Raw genomic sequence first — 16,105 nt, forward strand, 5'->3', positions numbered from 1 at the left:
GCGTTCGACCAGTTGTTCCGGGATCTGGTTCAGGTCGGCCGCGTCGTCGTTCGGCGAGCCGTAGCCCATCCGGCGACCGTCGATCAGCACCAGGGTGCGCGACGAGCCGAGGTTGCGGAGCGACACCGTGGCCGTTCCCGAGGAACCGTTCGACACCGTCGAATTCTGGGCGGCGAAGGCCTGCGGCAGCTGGGTGATCAGGTCTTCGACCCGGGTCACGCCCGCGACGTCGATGTCCTCGGCCGTCACCTGAGTGACGGGGCTGGTGGTGACCAGGTTGGCCTGCGGGATGCGCGAACCGGTCACAACGACGTCCTCGAGCTCCTGTCCGGAGTCCTGGGCTGCGGTTGGACCCGCGTCCTGGGCCATGGCCGGCGCGGCGAAGGCGAGAGCGGCGAATCCGCCGATAATCGTCGTCGACAGCAGTCGATTCCGGATTTTCTGAGTTCTCAAGGTCGTCTCCTGAATGTTCGACGCCGACGGAATACTGGGACGTCGCGGCGCTGGAAATGGAATATTCGCTTCCCCCCGCGGACAGAATCCCGTCCGCAGTCATGGTGGATTATGCAGTGCCCGGCGGTATTCGCCAGTCAAATTACAAGACTGTAACCCCGTCGAAGCGCGAGTGTCGTATTTAGGCCACGATACCGACACAGACACCGTCGCCGGCCGGGAGTTGACCCTGCGGCCGTCTTGATCGACTGAGCTCGGGCACCCGGCCGCGCGCATTATCGAAGTTGGACCCATGTCAATGATTTCCAGCCTGGCGGCCCTGGCGGCGGCCTCGGCCCTCTCGGGCCAGCCGGCCCCGGCGCAGGAACGCCCCGAAACGCTGGCGCGATTGATGGCCTGCCGGAGCTTGGCTGACAATGCGGCCCGTTTGATCTGTTTCGACACTGCGGCCGGGGCGCTGGACACCGCCGAACGCCAAGGCGAGGTGGTCATCCTCGACCAGGCCGGGGTCGCCGAGACCCGCCGCCAGCTGTTCGGTTTTGGAATAGCGTCCATGCCGCGCCTGTTCGGGATGGACGGGGGTGCCGAAATCAACGCGATCGAGACCACGCTGGAGAGTGCCGCAATCGTGGGCGAGGGCCGGTGGGTCTTCCGCCTGGCCGACGGCAGCGTCTGGCGCCAGATCGACTATGAGCCCGTCCGCTTCCAGAACCGCCCCGGCCAGCCGGTGCGGGTGGGCAAGGCGGCGATGGGCAGCTTCCTGTTGACGGTCGGCAGCAGCCGCGCCGTTCGCGTCCGGAGGCAATAGCGATGAGCCCCCGTGCACTTTCAGCGACCGTCTGGGCGTCACCGCAGCTTGCGCCGGAGACTCTGGCCGAGTTGTCGGCCGCCGGCGTCCAGCGGATCATCAGCAATCGACCGGACGGCGAGGACCCGGGCCAGCCCACAGCGGCCGAGATGGAGGCAGCGGCGCGGACAGCCGGTCTGTCCTTCTCCTGGATTCCGGTGTCCGGCATGCCCGGACCTGCCCAGGCCGCTGCGGTGGGGGACGTGTTGGCTGACGGTCTGCCGACGGTGATGTTCTGCCGATCAGGGACCCGATCGGCAGCGGCCTGGGCCATGTCGGAACGGGTGCGAGGCGTGGATCCGGACGAACTGCGGGCCGCTGCCGCCGGTGCCGGTTATGACCTGAGCCGGCTACCGCTCTGAGATTTCAGCGGCTCATCGCCGTCCGGACGGCGTAAGGTACCGGTTCCGGGGTGCAGGCGGCCACGGCCAGTTGCGCCGCCATGAGACAGAGGAAGAGCGCCGCGATGGGCTGGAGCCGATTTGGGACAGCCAGGGCGAGGGATACGGCCAAGTCGGGCACTCCACGGAAGGTTTGCGAAGTCCTGACGCAAGGGCCGGGCCGCGACGGGACGGCGCGCGAATGATCCCCTTCGTGCGCGGCTTTGACTTTGCCTGTGGCCAGGTGGATCAGGTCTCGCCGCTGATCCGCAGGGTGATTGCGGGCAACCCCGGACCGTTCACCTTCACCGGCACCGGGACCTATATCGTGGGGGGTGACCAGCCCGGCCAAGGCGTGGCGGTGATCGATCCCGGCCCATTGGACGCGGCGCATCTCGACGCCCTGCTGCGCGCCGTGGACCGACAGAGCGTCAGCCATGTGCTGGTGACGCATACCCACCGAGACCACGCCCCCCTCGCCCGCCCCTTCGCCACGGCCACGGGCGCGCCGATCCTGGCGGCCAAGCCCCCGGCCCGGACGACCCACGCCTCGGCGGCTCTGGACGAGGATGACGACGAGACGTTCGCGCCCGACGTCGTCCTGGAGGGCGGGGAGATCATCGCGGGCGACGGCTGGAGCCTGGAGGCGATGGCCACGCCGGGTCATGCGTCCAATCACCTGGCCTTTGTCCTGCGCGAGGAGAACGCCCTGTTCAGCGGCGATCACGTCATGGGCTGGTCGACCACCATCGTAGCCCCGCCAGACGGAGACATGACGGCCTATATGGACAGTCTGGACGCGGTGATCGCGCGCCGGTTCAAGACGCTGTGGCCCACCCACGGCGCGCCGGTCACGGAGCCGAAGCCCTTCCTGGCCGCCTATCGCGCGCATCGGGTCGCTCGCGAGGCGCAGATCGTCCGGCGGCTGGGCCGGGGCGCGACGACCATCGCCGCCATGGTTCCGGACCTCTATGCGGGCGTCGACAGCACGCTATGGCCCGCGGCGAGCCTGTCGGTCTGGGCGCATCTGATCACCCTTGAGCGCAGGGGCGAGGTTCGGGCCGCGCCGACGCCTGCGATCGACGCCGAATGGCGACTGGCCTGAGGATCAGACCGCCTCGCGCAGCGCAGCGCTGATTTCGGCCGCGAGGCGGCAGGCCTCGCCGCCTTGGGGACGGGCGTCCCGCGCTGCGACGCGGACGTCGGTCCGACCCGGCCGGATGCGCACGGCCACGTCATGACTGAAGCCGAACCAGAAGCCCCGGCGTGTTCCGTAAACGGCGGCCACCCCGGCCCGCTCGACGGCGAACCCGGCGTTCTGAAGCACGTAGACGACGCTCTCCGGCAAGGCCTGGGTCGGAATGGAAATCGCGCCCGGACAAGTGTCCAGGCCCACGGTCGCGCCGGGTCCCGGTCCCGGTCCGCCACGGCGATCGCGGAGCGGTCCGAAGCCGGGAATTTCAGCCAGATCGGTGCTGACGTCCTCGACCGGCCCCGCCGCGACACGCGCGCCATGCCAGACGAAGCCGCCCAGCGTCGCGCCGGCCACCACCATCGCCATCGCCGCATAGGCGAGCAGCCGTCTGCCACGCAGGGCGAGAACCAGCAGCAGAAGCGCGGCCGCCACGCCGACGAACGACAAGCCGAAGGCGACCTGACGGGTCAGCAGGTCATAGCCCAGGCCGACGCTCCACGCCCCGGTGCGGGTCCCGAAGGCCGCCACGCCGACCAGGACCGGCGCGACCAGTGTCAAGGCCGTCAGCCCTGCCGCCAGTCCGCCGCCGCCGCGTTCGGCTCGCGCCATGCGATCAGCCCGCCGTGGGCAGGCGGTAGTCCTTCATCCGCTCGCGGACCAGCTTCTTGTCGATCTTGCCGGTGGCGCCCAGCGGGATGTCGTCGACGAAGACCACGTCGTCGGGCATCCACCATTTGGCGATCTTGCCCTGCAGGAAGTCGAGGTGCTCCTGCTTGTTCCCGGTCTCGCCGGGCTTGAGCTTGATGACCAGCACGGGCCGCTCGTCCCATTTCGGGTGCGCCGCGCCGATGACGGCGGCCAGTTCGACCTTCGGATGGCCCACGGCGATGTTCTCGATCTCGATCGAGCTGATCCATTCGCCGCCGGATTTGATCACGTCCTTGGCGCGGTCGGTGATCTGCATGAAGCCATGCTCGTCGATGGTCGAGACGTCCCCGGTGTCGAAAAAGCCCTCGTGGTCGAGGATGTCGCCGCCCTCATCCTTGAAATAGGAGGCCGAGATGGTCGGTCCCTTGACCATCAGCCGGCCGTAAGTCGTTCCGTCGTGCGGCATTTCCTGACCGGCGTAGTTCTTGAGCTTGAGCTCGACGCCCAGCGGCGGCATGCCCTGTTTGACCCTCCACTTCATGCCCTCGTCATAGGGCAGGGCCTCCAGTTCGGGAGTCAGGATCGAAATGGTGCCGATCGGCGAGGTCTCGGTCATGCCCCAGCCCTGGACCACCTCGATGCCGAACTCGTCGTGGAAGCCGCGGATCAGGCTTTCGGGCACGGCCGAACCGCCGATCATCACGCGCTTGACCGTCGGGATGGTCAGCTTGTTCTCGCGCAGATGGGTCAGCAGCATTTGCCACACTGTCGGAACGGCGGCCGAGAAGGTCACGCCCTCGGCCACGATCAGCTCATAGATGGCGGCGCCGTCCATGCGCGCGCCGGGCATGACCAGCGTGGCCCCCGAGGCCGGGCCGGCGAAGGCGATGCCCCAGGCGTTGGCGTGGAACATGGGCACCACCGGCAGGATCACCTCTTTCGGCGACGGCCCCAGCACCGTGGACTGCATGCCCAGCAGCGTATGGATGAAGTTGGAGCGGTGCGAATACAGCACCCCCTTGGGATTGCCGGTCGTGCCCGAGGTGTAGCAGAGGCCGCAGGCGGTCTGTTCGTCGAACCCGCCCCAGACGACATCGTCCGACGCCGATCCCAGCAGGGCCTCATAGCATTCGGCACCCGGCAGCTTCGTCGCCGGCATCGTCATCTCGTCGGTCATGACCACGACCCGCTGCACCGACGGACAGTGCGGCAGGATGGCTTCCAGAAGCGGGATGAAGGTCAGGTCGACGAAGATGATCCGGTCTTCGGCGTGGTTGATGATGTAGATCAGTTGTTCGGGAAACAGGCGTGGGTTCAGGGTGTGGCACACGGCACCGATGCCCATGATGCCGTACCAGACCTCCATGTGGCGGCTGGTGTTCCAGGCCAGGGTGGCGATCCGGTCGCCGACCTTGACGTCCCAGTCCTTCAGCACGCTGGAGACGCGCCTGGCCCGGGCGTGGATTTCGGCATAGGTGGTGCGGACGACCGGTCCTTCGACCGACCGGGTCACGACCTCGCGGTGACCGTGCCAGTTCTTGGCATGATCGAGGATCTTGTCGACCGTGAGCGGCCAGTCCTGCATCAAACCCAGCATGTACGTTCCCTCGTTTGCGCCTGCTGACCGAGGCGCTTGAGCAAGGCTTATCGGGGCTGTCGGCATTAGGCAACGTGACGCTGCGTCACCTCGCTGAACCCGCCCCTTGGCGGCGACGGCTTCCGGGGCCTAGAAGGCCGGATGCCCATTCTGATCGCGATCACCGGCGGGTCCGGTTCCGGCAAGAGCACCCTGGCCGAGACGCTGGTCTCGGTCCTGCCGGCCGGGTCCGCCGTGCTCCTGCGCGAGGACTCCTATTATCGCGACGCGGCCAGCCTGCCCGGCTTCGACGCCGCCACCTTCGACTTCGACGACGTCGCGGCGCGGGATCATGAGCTGATGGCGCGCGACCTTTCGGCCCTCAAGGCGGGACGGGACATCGTCGCGCCGGTCTATTCCTTCATTCATCACGGCCGCGAGACGAGCGGCGAACAGGTGCGCGCGGCCGAGGTCGTGATCGTCGAGGGTACCCACGTCCTGTGCACGCCCGCCCTGGTCGAGCTGTTCGACATACGGGTGTTCGTCGACACCCCCGCCGACATCCGCTTCATCCGGCGCCTGCTGCGAGACCAGGCCGAACGCGGCCGGACCGCGGATTCCGTGATCGGACAGTATCTGGCCACCGTCCGCCCGGGACATGAGCGGCTGACGGAGCCGTCACGGGTCAACGCCCACTTCATCGTGGCAGACGCGACGGCGGCCGTGCGTCTGGAAGATCCGCAGGCGGTGGTCCGCCTCGTCGCGCCGGTGCTGGCCCACCCGCTGCTGGCCGGAATGCTCGCCGGTTGAGACCAGACGATTTTCGGCCCTTGCCGCAGACGGCTCGAAGCGTCACCTTGGCGTTTCAGCGAGCGATGATGTTTCATGCACGGGCCCAGCGACACGCTTTCACAGGATTCCAAGCGCGAGACGATCCTGAGGCACGCGCGCAAGGCCTTCACCATGGACGGCTATGCCGGGTCCAGGATCGAACCCATCGCCCGTGAGTCCGGCGTATCGACCGCCACGCTCTACATGCTGTTCGACGGCAAGGCGGCGCTGTTCGCCGCCGTCATCGAGGACGCCGCCCGGGATTTCGACCGCCAGATGCGGCGGGTCCACACCGTCGACGGGCCGGCGCGCGAACGACTGACGGGCTTCGCGATCGCCTACGCGGGCTTCATGGCCGATCCTTTCATCCGCTCGGTTTTCCGTCTGGTCATGGCCGAACGCCCCCGGTTCCGCGATTTGGCCATGCAGTTCTTTGATCGCGGCAAGAGCGATTTCGGGGGCGTGTTGATGGACGCCCTGCGCGAACTGACGGAACGGGGCGAGCTGAAGATCGAGCGCCTGTCATGGGCCGCCGGCCAGTTGATGGGGATGATCGAGCACCCCGTTTTCTTCATGCCCCTGGTCACCGGCGACGAGGTCATGCCCCTCCGCGGCGTGGATCAGATCGCCATCGATGCGGTGGAAACCTTCATGGCCCGCTACGCTGTTTGATCAGGGCTGCAGCCGGGTCCGGTTCCAGCCCTGCCCTGCCCGATCAAAACGAAGCCGGTCGTGCAGGCGGAACGGCCGGTCGCGCCAGAACTCGACGTGATCGGGGACCACACGCCAGCCGGTCCAGTGCTCGGGGCGCGGCACGTCGCCGGCCTCGAACCGCGCCGTCTCGCGCTCCACCGCCCGCTCCAGCGTGGCCCGGTCTTCCAGCGGCCGCGACTGATCCGAGGCCCAGGCGCCGATCCGGCTCTCGCGCGCGCGGCTGGCGAAATAGGCGTCGGCTTCGGCCGCAGTCACGGGCTCGACGCTCCCGCGCACCCGCACCTGTCGCCGCAAGGATTTCCAGTGGAACAGCAGGGCCGCCCGGTCATGACCGGCCAGCTGCATGCCCTTGGCGCTCTCGCTATTGGAATAGAAGGTGAAGCCGCAATCATCGACGTCCTTCAACAACACCATGCGGCTGTCGGGGGCCCCGTCCGCGTCCACGGTCGATAGCGCCATGGCGTTGGCGTCGTTGATTTCGTGGCCTCGGGCGTCCGCCAGCCAGTCGACGAAAAGTGCGATCGGCTCGACCCGATCGAAGATCGTCTCGTCGCCATTGGCGGCCAGGGCGGCGGCATAGTCGCGCGCATACTCTTCGCGGGTCGGGCTGGACGGGATCACGGATACGGTCATGGCGTCCAGATAGGCCTTCACGCGCCCCGTGGGGAGAGGCATGGCGGTTAACCCGGCCTTGACCATGTCGAGGGCCTTAGTGGGCGGATGCGCGCAAGCCCCTATCCCGAGGTCGCCTCTCTCCGCGAGGCCCATGCCCTGCTCGGCCTGACGGGTCCGGCGGAAGGCGCGGCCCTGACCCTGGCGTTCCGGGCGGCGGTGAAGGCCGCGCGGCCCGATCTGCCCGGCGGCGATGAGGACCGGTTCCGCCGCGTCATCGCCGCCTGGCGGGTGATCCTGACCCACACCGCACCCTTGGCGCTTGCCGCGCCGACGGTTCGCCCCCCCTCCCCGCCGGTGGTCGCCATCAGTCCCCGGGACGCCATCGACGGCGGCGTCGCCGAGGTCCGTCTGGCCGGGCGAACCCTGCGGGTGCGCGTTCCGGCCGGGCTGCGTACCGGAGAGCATCTGCGGCTGAAGGCCGCGTCGGCGGACGGCGAGGACCTCTATCTGCCTGTTCTGATCCGCGGCGCGGATGGCCTGGGTGCGATCGGCGACGACATCTATATGACCTGTCCGGTGCCGACGCGCCTGCTGGAGGACGGCGGGCGGTTGACGATCGACACCCATGACGGCGAGCGCTCGACCTGGATAGTGGCGGGTCATCAGCCGCTGCGATTGCGCCTGAAGGGGCTGGGCCTGCCCGCGCGCGGACCCCGGCCGCAGGGCCATCTGTTCGTGACGCTGCAGCCCTGCGAGGACGCGCTGTCAGCGGCGGAAGACCTGCTGATCCGGTTCACCCGCGTCTGGGTGCCGGACCGGATGGCGGCGTGATGTTGCGTTGGGGCACGATTCCGCGCATCATTGATGCGTCGATTGATGCAGGAGGCGACGGTGCGAACGACGGTCACCATAGACGACGCCTTGTTGGCGCAAGCAGCGGAATACAGCGGGTTGAACGAGCCGTCGGCAATCATCCGTCATGCCTTGAAAGACTACATCTCCGGTGAGGCGTCTCGCCGCCTGGCCAAAATGGGAGGCAGCCAGCCGGATTTCGAACCCGGTCCTCGCAAACGCCACTGGGTCGCCGAGGACGAATGACTCTCATACTCGCGGACACCTCTGTCTGGGCCGATCATTTCCGCAGCACAGACGCCTTGATGGCCGAACGGCTCGCGCAAAAGCGCGTAAGGATGCATCCGTTGGTAATTGGCGAGCTCGCCATGGGTGGGCTGCCCAAACGCGAAGAGACACTGGCGGAACTGAACGCCATTCACCAGGCCAGGCTGGCAAAGGATGAGGAAGTGATGCGGTTGGTGGAGGCGGGAAAACATTACGGAACGGGCCTCGGCTGGATCGACATCCATCTTCTGGCGTCCGTTCTGATAACCGACGACATCATGCTTTGGACCCGGGACAGACGCCTCAACGACGCTGCGGCGCGTTACGGGCGCGCCGCCCGGCTGCATCACTAGGTTTCCATGTCCCACAACAGCTTCGGCCATCTGTTTCGCGTGACCACCTGGGGCGAGAGCCACGGGCCGGCAATCGGCTGCGTCATCGACGGCTGTCCGCCCCTGATCCCCCTGACCGAGGCCGATCTTCAGCCGTGGCTGGACCGGCGCAAGCCGGGCGGCAGCCGGTTCGTCACCCAGCGACAGGAGAGCGACACCGCGCGCATCCTGTCCGGCGTGTTCGACGACGGCAACGGCCCGGTGACCACCGGCACGCCGATCGCCATCCACATCGACAACGAGGACGCTCGCTCGAAGGACTATGGCGAGATCGCCCGCGCCTTCCGGCCCGGCCACGCCGACTATACCTACCAAGCCAAATATGGCGTCCGCGACCATCGCGGCGGCGGCCGGTCCTCGGCGCGCGAGACGGCCCTGCGTGTCGCGGCGGGCGCGGTAGCGCGCAAGATACTCGGCGACGGGGTACGCATCCGCGCCGGGGTGGTGCAACTGGGTCCGCACCGGATCGCGCCTGAGGCGGTGGATTTTGACTCTGTGTACGACAATGCCCTGTTCGCGGCCTCGGCGGCGGTCGTCCCGGCCTGGGAAGACTATCTGGACGGTGTACGAAAGGCGGGGTCGTCGATCGGCGCGGTGGTGGCGCTGGAAGCCACGGGCCTGCCCGCCGGCTGGGGCGCGCCGGTCTATGGCAAGCTGGACGCCGAGCTGGCGGCGGCGCTGATGTCGATCAATGCGGTCAAGGGCGTGGAGATCGGCGCGGGCTTCGGTTCGGCCGAACTGTCGGGCGAGGACAACGCCGACCAGATGCGGATGGGCGAGGACGGGCTGCCGGTGTTTCTGTCCAACCACGCCGGTGGCGTGCTGGGTGGCATATCGACGGGCCAGCCGCTGACGGCGCGTGTGGCGTTCAAGCCGACCTCCTCCATCCTGACACCGGGCCAGACCATCACCCGCGACGGGACCGAGACCGAGGTCCGCACCAAAGGCCGCCACGACCCCTGCGTGGCCCTGCGCGGCGTGCCGGTGGTCGAGGCGATGGCGGCCTGCGTGCTGGCCGATGCGATGCTGAGGCACCGGGCGCAGATCGGTTGATGGCGAAACGCAAATCGTATATACGATGAAGGTAACTTTCGACCCCCGAAAGGACGAGGCCAATCTGGCCAAGCACGGAATTTCTCTTGGTCGGGCCGAGGACATGGTTGTCGAAGTGGTCGTTCCTGACCCCTTTCCCGGCGAGCCGCGCTGGCGCGCGTTCGGGACGATCGAAGGAAAGCCGTTCTGCCTGATCTTCGTCGATCGGGACCACCGCAGGAGGGCGATTAATCTTCGGCGGGCTCATGCCAAGGAATATGTTCGTTATGTCCGACCCCATTAAACAGCCCGCCGTTTTTGAGGACGACTTTGAGCCCGACCTCACCGACCCCGATAATCCGGAGTGGACGGAGGAGGATTTCGCGCGGGCCCTTCGACCCGAACAGTTTCCCGAGTGGATGTTCGAAGCCTTCCCAAAAACGCCGCGCCCGCCGTCGCGCGGCCCCCAAGTCAGCCCGACCAAACGCGCCATCTCCCTGCGCGTGGATGCCGATGTGCTGGAACGCTATCGCGCCACGGGTTCCGGTTGGCAGGGCCGGATGAACGAGGCGCTGCGCAAGGCCATGCCCGGAGGCTGAGCCTCTTTCGTAACTACAACTGTTTCCTATATGGCTTCCCAACCGGCGCGCCATCGGATGCGGGCCTCATAGGGAGATCGCGTGATGATCGACGTCAGACCCTTCAACAGCCTCGGCGGCGCGAACCACGGCTGGCTGAACGCCAGACACCACTTTTCCTTCGCTGAGTATTACGACGCCAGCCGCATGAGCTGGGGCCGGCTGCGGGTCTGGAACGACGACGAGATCGCGGCGAAATCGGGCTTTCCGCCCCACCCCCACGCCGACATGGAGATCATCACCTATGTCCGCGCCGGGGCCATTACCCATGAGGATTCGATGGGCAACAAGGGCCGCACCGGGGCCGGCGACGTGCAGGTGATGAGCGCGGGCACGGGGGTGCGCCACTCCGAGTTCAACCTCGAAGACGAGACCACGACGCTGTTCCAGATCTGGATCGAGGCCGACAAGCGCGGGGCGACGCCCAGCTGGGGGGCGAAGGTGTTTCCGAAAAGCGATCGGACCGGCCAGTTCTCGGTGCTGGCCTCGGGCGATCCGAACGATGATGCAAATTTCGGGTCTTTGGCCATCAACGCCGACGCCCGCGTTCTGGGCGCGACGCTGAAGGCGGGCGAGAGCCTGACCTACAGCCTCGCCGAAGGCCGCCGTGCCTATCTGGTCCCTGCCGTCGGCGAGGTCGAGGTCAATGGCGTGGCGCTGAACGCCCGCGACGGGGCCGCGATTGTAGACGAGGCGGAGATCACCATCACGGCGAAAGCCGACGCCGAACTGGTAATGGTGGATTCTCTCTGATCCTTCTCCCATTGGGAGAAGGTGGCGCGTCGCCCCGGATGAGAGTGGGCTGGTTGTAGCGGAGAAGCCGCCCTGCAGACGTCCCTCACCCTTTCGCGCAAGAACGACGGCGACGCCGTCGTGCGCTCAACCCCCCTCCCACCGGGAGAGGGGTTCTTTCTTGATCATGCTTTGATCAGTGCGTCGCGACGGCGGCACCAGGATCCTGGATCGGCGGCGCCGTAGGCAGCGGCTCGCTGGCCTCGTCCCACTCGACCGGGGTCAGGCTGCCGGTCAGGGCCCATTTCAGGGCCTCGTCGGCGGTCTTGATCGGGATGATCTCGAGCGCGCCCTTCACATTGTCGGGCACCTCGGCGAGGTCCTTCTCGTTCTCCTCGGGGATCAGCACCGTCTTGATGCCCGAGCGAAGCGCCGCGAGCAGCTTCTCCTTCAGGCCACCGATGGCGGTGACCCGACCTCGCAGGGTGATCTCGCCGGTCATGGCGATGTCTTTGCGGATCGGGATGCCGGTCAGGACCGAGACCATGGCCACGGTCATGGCGACGCCCGCCGAAGGACCGTCCTTGGGCGTCGCGCCGTCAGGAACATGGACGTGAATATCGGTCTTCTCGAAGGCCGGCGGCTTGACGCCGATGCTGAGCGCCCGGGCCCGGACGTAGGAGGCGGCGGCGGAGATGGATTCTTTCATCACCTCCTTCAGATTGCCGGTCACGGTCATGCGGCCGCGGCCCGGCATCTTGATCGCCTCGATGGTCAGGATCTCGCCGCCGAACTCGGTCCAGGCCAGGCCGGTGACGATGCCGACCTGATCCTCCTCGTCGGTTTCGCCATAGCGGAATTTCCGTACGCCCGCATATTTGGCCAGCCGCTCTTCGTCGACGGTGATCGACAGCGTCTTTTCACGGGCCATCTCGCGCACGGCCTTGCGCGCCAGGCCGCCCAGGGCCCGCTCCAGCGACCGCACCCCGGCCTCGCGGGTGTAGTAGCGGATCAGATCGCGGATGGCGGTTTCCGGCACGACGAACTCCGTCGGCGTCAAACCGTTCTCGGTCGTCACCTTGGGCAGGACGTGGCGTTTGGCGATCTCGACCTTCTCGTCCTCGGTGTAGCCGGAGACCCGGATGATTTCCATCCGGTCCATCAGGGGCTGGGGCATGTTCAGGCTGTTGGCCGTGGTCACGAACATGACGTTGGACAGGTCGTAATCGACCTCGAGATAGTGGTCGCCGAACGCATTGTTCTGCTCCGGATCCAGCACCTCCAGCAGGGCCGAGGACGGGTCGCCGCGCCAGTCGGCACCCAACTTATCGATTTCATCGAGCAGGATGAAGGCGTTGGTGGTCTTCACCTTCTTCATCGACTGGATGATCTTGCCCGGCATGGAGCCGATGTAGGTCCGGCGGTGGCCGCGGATCTCAGCCTCGTCGCGCACGCCGCCCAGCGACATACGGATGTATTCGCGGCCGGTGGCCTTGGCGATCGACTTGGCCAGCGAGGTCTTGCCGACGCCCGGAGGCCCGACGAGGCACAGGATCGGCCCCTTCAGGCTGTTGGTGCGCGTCTGCACCGCCAGATATTCGATGATCCGTTCCTTGACCTTCTCAAGGCCGTAGTGGTCCTCCTCGAGGATGGCCTCGGCCTTGTCGAGATCGATGGGCTTGGTCTTGGCCTTGCCCCACGGGATCGACAGCAGCCAGTCGAGGTAGTTCCGCACCACGGTGGATTCAGCCGACATGGGCGACATGTTGCGCAGCTTCTTGACCTCGGCGTCGGCCTTGACGCGGGCTTCCTTGGACAGGCGCGTCTTGCGGATGCGCTTCTCCAGCTCCATCACCTCGTCACGCGCATCGTCGGTCTCGCCCAGCTCGCGCTGGATCGCCTTCATCTGCTCGTTCAGATAATATTCGCGCTGGGTCTTCTCCATCTGGCGCTTCACGCGCGAGCGGATCTTCTTCTCGACCTGCAGGACGGAAATCTCGCCCTCCATCAGACCGTAGACCTTCTCCAGGCGAGCCGGCACGACGATGGTTTCCAGCAGACCCTGTTTGTCGGCGATCTTGACCGACAGATGGGCGGCCACGCTGTCGGCCAGCTTGGAAGGGTCGGCGATCTGGGGAATGGAACTGAGGGCCTCGGGCGGCACCTTCTTGTTCAGCTTCACGTAATTTTCAAACTGCTCGATCACGGCGCGCAGCAGGGCTTCGGACTGGGCGGGCTCGCCCGGGTCGTCGACGATCTCGACCGCCTCGGCCTCGAAGTATTCGGTGCGGTCGGTGAAGCGGGTCAGGCGCACCCGGCTCTTGCCCTCGACCAGAACCTTGACGGTGCCGTCGGGCAGTTTCAGCAGTTGGAGAACGTTCGCCAGCACGCCGATCGGATAGATGGCGTCGGCGGAGGGGTCGTCATCGACGCTGTTCTTCTGGGTGGCCAGCAGGATCTGCTTTTCGCCCTTCATGATCTCGTCGAGCGCCTTGACGGACTTCTCGCGGCCCACGAACAGCGGCACGACCATGTGCGGGAAGACGACGATGTCTCTCAGCGGCAGGACGGGCAGGATTTTGGTCGGGTTTTGGGATTCTGGCATGATGCGTACTTTCACGGGGTCCTCGTTGATCTCGGACCCGCCGCGCCGGCGTTGGAAGCGCCTCTGCTCCACCGTTTCGACTCGGCCCGCCATTCGGCGGCCTTCGGATGAGTATGTGGTCCTGTCCGCTCCCGGTTCAAGCGTGACGGCTGCGGACCAGGCCCTTCCATCCACAAGCGGCGCAGCTGCATGATCTTTGGCGAGCCAGCCTCGTCGCGGCATGGATGGTGCGGCAATGAGTCGTGAACAGGTCAACCTCGCCGTCAGGCGGCTGTGGCCCCGGTGCATCGCCCATCCGGCAGAACGCACGAAGAAGGGCGGCCTCTTGCGAGACCGCCCCTGTTCGGGTCGCGCGGATACCGATCAGGCGGCGTTGTCGGGCGCGGACTTCTTGGACTTGGTCTCGGAATAGATCAGCAGCGGCTGGGCCTTGCCCTCGATGACCTCGGCGTTGACGACCACTTCCTCGACGCCCTCGAAGGTCGGCAGCTCGAACATCGTCTCAAGCAGGATGCCTTCCAGGATCGACCGCAGTCCCCGCGCGCCGGTCTTGCGCGTGATGGCCTTCTTGGCCACCGCGATCAGGGCGTCGTCGGTGAACGTCAGGTCGACGTTCTCCATCTCGAACAGCCGCTTGTACTGTTTGACAAGAGCGTTCTTCGGCTCGGTCAGGATCGTGACCAGGGCCTCTTCATCTAGGTCTTCCAGCGTTGCCAGGACGGGCAGGCGGCCGATGAACTCGGGGATCAGGCCGAAGCGCATCAGGTCTTCGGGCTCCACGCCCTTGAGGATGTCGCCGGTGCGGCGTTCGTCGACTTCCTTGACCTTGGCGCCGAAGCCGATCGACGCCCCGTCGCCGCGCGCCGCGATGACCTTTTCCAGCCCGGAGAAGGCACCGCCGACGATGAACAGGATGTTGGCCGTGTCGACCTGCAGGAACTCCTGCTGCGGGTGTTTGCGGCCGCCCTGCGGGGGCACGGAGGCGACGGTACCTTCCATGATCTTCAGCAGGGCCTGCTGCACGCCCTCGCCCGAGACGTCGCGGGTGATCGAGGGGTTGTCGGACTTGCGCGAAATCTTGTCGATCTCGTCGATGTAGACAATGCCGCGCTGGGCCCGCTCGACGTTGTAGTCGGACGACTGCAGCAGCTTGAGGATGATGTTCTCGACGTCCTCGCCCACATAACCGGCTTCGGTCAGGGTGGTGGCGTCGGCCATGGTGAAGGGCACATCGATGATGCGCGCCAGCGTCTGGGCCAGCAGCGTCTTGCCCGAGCCGGTCGGCCCGATCAGCATGATATTGGACTTCGCCAGTTCGACGTCGTTGTTCTTGGTCGCGTGGTTCAGCCGCTTGTAGTGGTTGTGGACGGCGACCGAGAGCACCTTCTTGGCGTGGCTCTGGCCGATCACATAGTCGTCAAGAACCTCGCGGATCTCCTTGGGAGACGGTACGCCGTCCTTGGCCTTGGAGAACGAGATTTTGTGCTCTTCACGGATGATGTCCATGCAGAGCTCGACGCATTCATCGCAGATGAACACGGTCGGTCCGGCGATGAGTTTGCGCACCTCGTGCTGGCTCTTTCCGCAGAAAGAGCAGTAGAGGGTGCTTTTGGCGTCTGTGCCGGCGGCTTTGGTCATAAACCCTTCTCACTCCCGCGATGCGCCCGATATGAGGCGCTACGCGCTTCCTTTCGCGTTGACTCCCCAACGTTGGGCGCAAAGGTCTTCAAAAAATGACAATCACCCATCCGGTCCGACGCCACAACCCCTCGGAAGCCCGAGGCCTTGACGGGGCGGCGAAAGATTCAGTGTCGAAGGCGATCAAGGCGAATGTCTGACATGGGAACCGTGCAAACCCGGCGCCAGTTCATTCCGGGGCAGACTCCGATCGTTGCCTTCGATTTCGACGGCACCCTGACGGTACGCGACAGCTTCACCGCCTTTTTGCGCTGGAGGGCCGGCAGGCGGGGATGGGCCAAGGGGATGCTGAGCCTTGCGCCGGCCGTCGCGACCTATGCCCGCGACCACGACCGGGGCCGGATCAAGGCCGCGTCGGTGCGTACCTTCCTCAAGGCCGTGCCCCGCGCGACGCTGGAAGCCGACGCCGAGGCCTTCGCGGCCAAAGCCTGGGACGGCTTCATGCGGCCAGACGCCCTCGCCTGCTGGAACGACTGGGGCGTCAGGGGCGCCCATCGCGTCATCGTCACCGCCTCGCCCGACACCACGGTGGCACCGTTCGCGCGACGTCTGAACGCGGACGCCCTTTTCGGGACGAAACTGGTCTTCGACGAACAGGATCGCGTGACCGGGGGCTTCGCCGGCCCGAAC

The 16,105-nt window shown here is 66.3% G+C and carries 20 protein-coding genes; 13 read left to right on the forward strand and 7 right to left on the reverse strand.

All coding sequences use genetic code 11. From position 1 onward, the window contains the following. Positions 1-453, reverse strand: a 453-nt coding sequence (locus ACESMO_RS05290; protein WP_372707128.1) for a TonB-dependent receptor plug domain-containing protein, incomplete at its 3' end; no start/stop codon positions are given. Between the two features lie 292 nt (positions 454-745). On the opposite strand from ACESMO_RS05290, the gene ACESMO_RS05295 reads away from it, so the two are divergent. Beyond that, positions 746-1,261 carry a hypothetical protein gene (locus ACESMO_RS05295; protein WP_372707129.1) on the forward strand — a complete coding sequence of 172 codons (516 nt, stop codon included), beginning with the start codon at positions 746-748 and terminating at the stop codon, positions 1,259-1,261. A 2-nt stretch (positions 1,262-1,263) separates the two neighbouring features. Next, complete coding sequence (locus ACESMO_RS05300) at positions 1,264-1,662, forward strand: TIGR01244 family sulfur transferase (protein ID WP_372707130.1); 399 nt, start codon at positions 1,264-1,266, stop codon at positions 1,660-1,662. A 4-nt stretch (positions 1,663-1,666) separates the two neighbouring features. Here ACESMO_RS05300 and ACESMO_RS05305 read toward each other — a convergent pair whose 3' ends face one another. After that, the gene (locus ACESMO_RS05305; RefSeq protein WP_372707131.1) at positions 1,667-1,813 is read right to left on the reverse strand and encodes a hypothetical protein; all 147 of its coding nucleotides are present in this window, start codon (positions 1,811-1,813) and stop codon (positions 1,667-1,669) included. A gap of 69 nt (positions 1,814-1,882) precedes the next feature. Between ACESMO_RS05305 and ACESMO_RS05310 the strand changes: the two genes are divergently transcribed. Beyond that, positions 1,883-2,785 carry an MBL fold metallo-hydrolase gene (locus ACESMO_RS05310; protein WP_372707132.1) on the forward strand — a complete coding sequence of 301 codons (903 nt, stop codon included), beginning with the start codon at positions 1,883-1,885 and terminating at the stop codon, positions 2,783-2,785. A gap of 3 nt (positions 2,786-2,788) precedes the next feature. On the opposite strand, the gene ACESMO_RS05315 is transcribed toward ACESMO_RS05310, so the two are convergent. Then, complete coding sequence (locus ACESMO_RS05315; protein WP_372707133.1) at positions 2,789-3,484, reverse strand: hypothetical protein; 696 nt, start codon at positions 3,482-3,484, stop codon at positions 2,789-2,791. Between the two features lie 4 nt (positions 3,485-3,488). Beyond that, the gene (locus ACESMO_RS05320) at positions 3,489-5,120 is read right to left on the reverse strand and encodes a long-chain-fatty-acid--CoA ligase (protein WP_372707134.1); all 1,632 of its coding nucleotides are present in this window, start codon (positions 5,118-5,120) and stop codon (positions 3,489-3,491) included. 141 nt (positions 5,121-5,261) lie between these two features. Here ACESMO_RS05320 and udk point away from each other — a divergent pair, with 141 nt between their 5' ends. Beyond that, a complete protein-coding gene (gene udk / locus ACESMO_RS05325; RefSeq protein ID WP_372707135.1) occupies positions 5,262-5,909 on the forward strand; it encodes a uridine kinase in 648 nt (215 codons plus the stop codon). 75 nt (positions 5,910-5,984) lie between these two features. Next, positions 5,985-6,602 (forward strand): TetR/AcrR family transcriptional regulator, encoded by a 618-nt coding sequence (locus ACESMO_RS05330; protein WP_372707136.1) that lies wholly within the window; start codon positions 5,985-5,987, stop codon positions 6,600-6,602. On the opposite strand, the gene pdxH is transcribed toward ACESMO_RS05330, so the two are convergent. After that, positions 6,603-7,277 (reverse strand): pyridoxamine 5'-phosphate oxidase, encoded by a 675-nt coding sequence (gene pdxH, locus ACESMO_RS05335; RefSeq protein WP_372707147.1) that lies wholly within the window; start codon positions 7,275-7,277, stop codon positions 6,603-6,605. It lies immediately after the preceding gene. Positions 7,278-7,364: 87 nt separating this feature from the next. Here pdxH and ACESMO_RS05340 point away from each other — a divergent pair, with 87 nt between their 5' ends. From ACESMO_RS05340 to ACESMO_RS05370, 7 genes are all read left to right on the forward strand, one after another. After that, positions 7,365-8,090, forward strand: a complete 726-nt coding sequence (locus ACESMO_RS05340) for a DnaJ C-terminal domain-containing protein (RefSeq protein WP_372707137.1) — start codon at positions 7,365-7,367, stop codon at positions 8,088-8,090. A gap of 45 nt (positions 8,091-8,135) precedes the next feature. After that, positions 8,136-8,357, forward strand: coding sequence for a type II toxin-antitoxin system VapB family antitoxin (locus ACESMO_RS05345; RefSeq protein ID WP_372707138.1), 222 nt, complete (start codon positions 8,136-8,138; stop codon positions 8,355-8,357). Further along, positions 8,354-8,731: a type II toxin-antitoxin system VapC family toxin gene (locus tag ACESMO_RS05350; RefSeq protein WP_372707139.1), complete on the forward strand. Its 378-nt coding sequence runs from the start codon at positions 8,354-8,356 to the stop codon at positions 8,729-8,731. Before ACESMO_RS05345 ends, ACESMO_RS05350 begins: the two co-directional genes overlap by 4 nt. Positions 8,732-8,737: 6 nt before the next feature. Then, the gene (gene aroC / locus ACESMO_RS05355; protein ID WP_372707140.1) at positions 8,738-9,823 is read left to right on the forward strand and encodes a chorismate synthase; all 1,086 of its coding nucleotides are present in this window, start codon (positions 8,738-8,740) and stop codon (positions 9,821-9,823) included. Between the two features lie 25 nt (positions 9,824-9,848). Continuing rightward, positions 9,849-10,106, forward strand: a complete 258-nt coding sequence (locus ACESMO_RS05360) for a BrnT family toxin (protein WP_372707141.1) — start codon at positions 9,849-9,851, stop codon at positions 10,104-10,106. Beyond that, complete coding sequence (locus ACESMO_RS05365; RefSeq protein WP_372707142.1) at positions 10,090-10,401, forward strand: BrnA antitoxin family protein; 312 nt, start codon at positions 10,090-10,092, stop codon at positions 10,399-10,401. Before ACESMO_RS05360 ends, ACESMO_RS05365 begins: the two co-directional genes overlap by 17 nt. 84 nt (positions 10,402-10,485) lie before the next feature. Then, a complete protein-coding gene (locus tag ACESMO_RS05370) occupies positions 10,486-11,193 on the forward strand; it encodes a pirin family protein (protein WP_372707143.1) in 708 nt (235 codons plus the stop codon). Positions 11,194-11,368: 175 nt separating this feature from the next. Here ACESMO_RS05370 and lon read toward each other — a convergent pair whose 3' ends face one another. Together lon and clpX are read right to left on the reverse strand one after the other, a co-directional pair. After that, positions 11,369-13,777 (reverse strand): endopeptidase La, encoded by a 2,409-nt coding sequence (lon, locus tag ACESMO_RS05375; protein WP_372707144.1) that lies wholly within the window; start codon positions 13,775-13,777, stop codon positions 11,369-11,371. Between the two features lie 363 nt (positions 13,778-14,140). After that, complete coding sequence (gene clpX / locus ACESMO_RS05380; RefSeq protein ID WP_372707145.1) at positions 14,141-15,415, reverse strand: ATP-dependent Clp protease ATP-binding subunit ClpX; 1,275 nt, start codon at positions 15,413-15,415, stop codon at positions 14,141-14,143. 192 nt (positions 15,416-15,607) lie between these two features. Here clpX and ACESMO_RS05385 point away from each other — a divergent pair. Beyond that, positions 15,608-16,105: HAD-IB family phosphatase (locus tag ACESMO_RS05385; protein WP_372707146.1), on the forward strand; the 498-nt coding region annotated here is incomplete at its 3' end.

Origin of the sequence: Brevundimonas sp. (genome assembly GCF_041688735.1) — a bacterium.
GTDB lineage: Bacteria > Pseudomonadota > Alphaproteobacteria > Caulobacterales > Caulobacteraceae > Brevundimonas.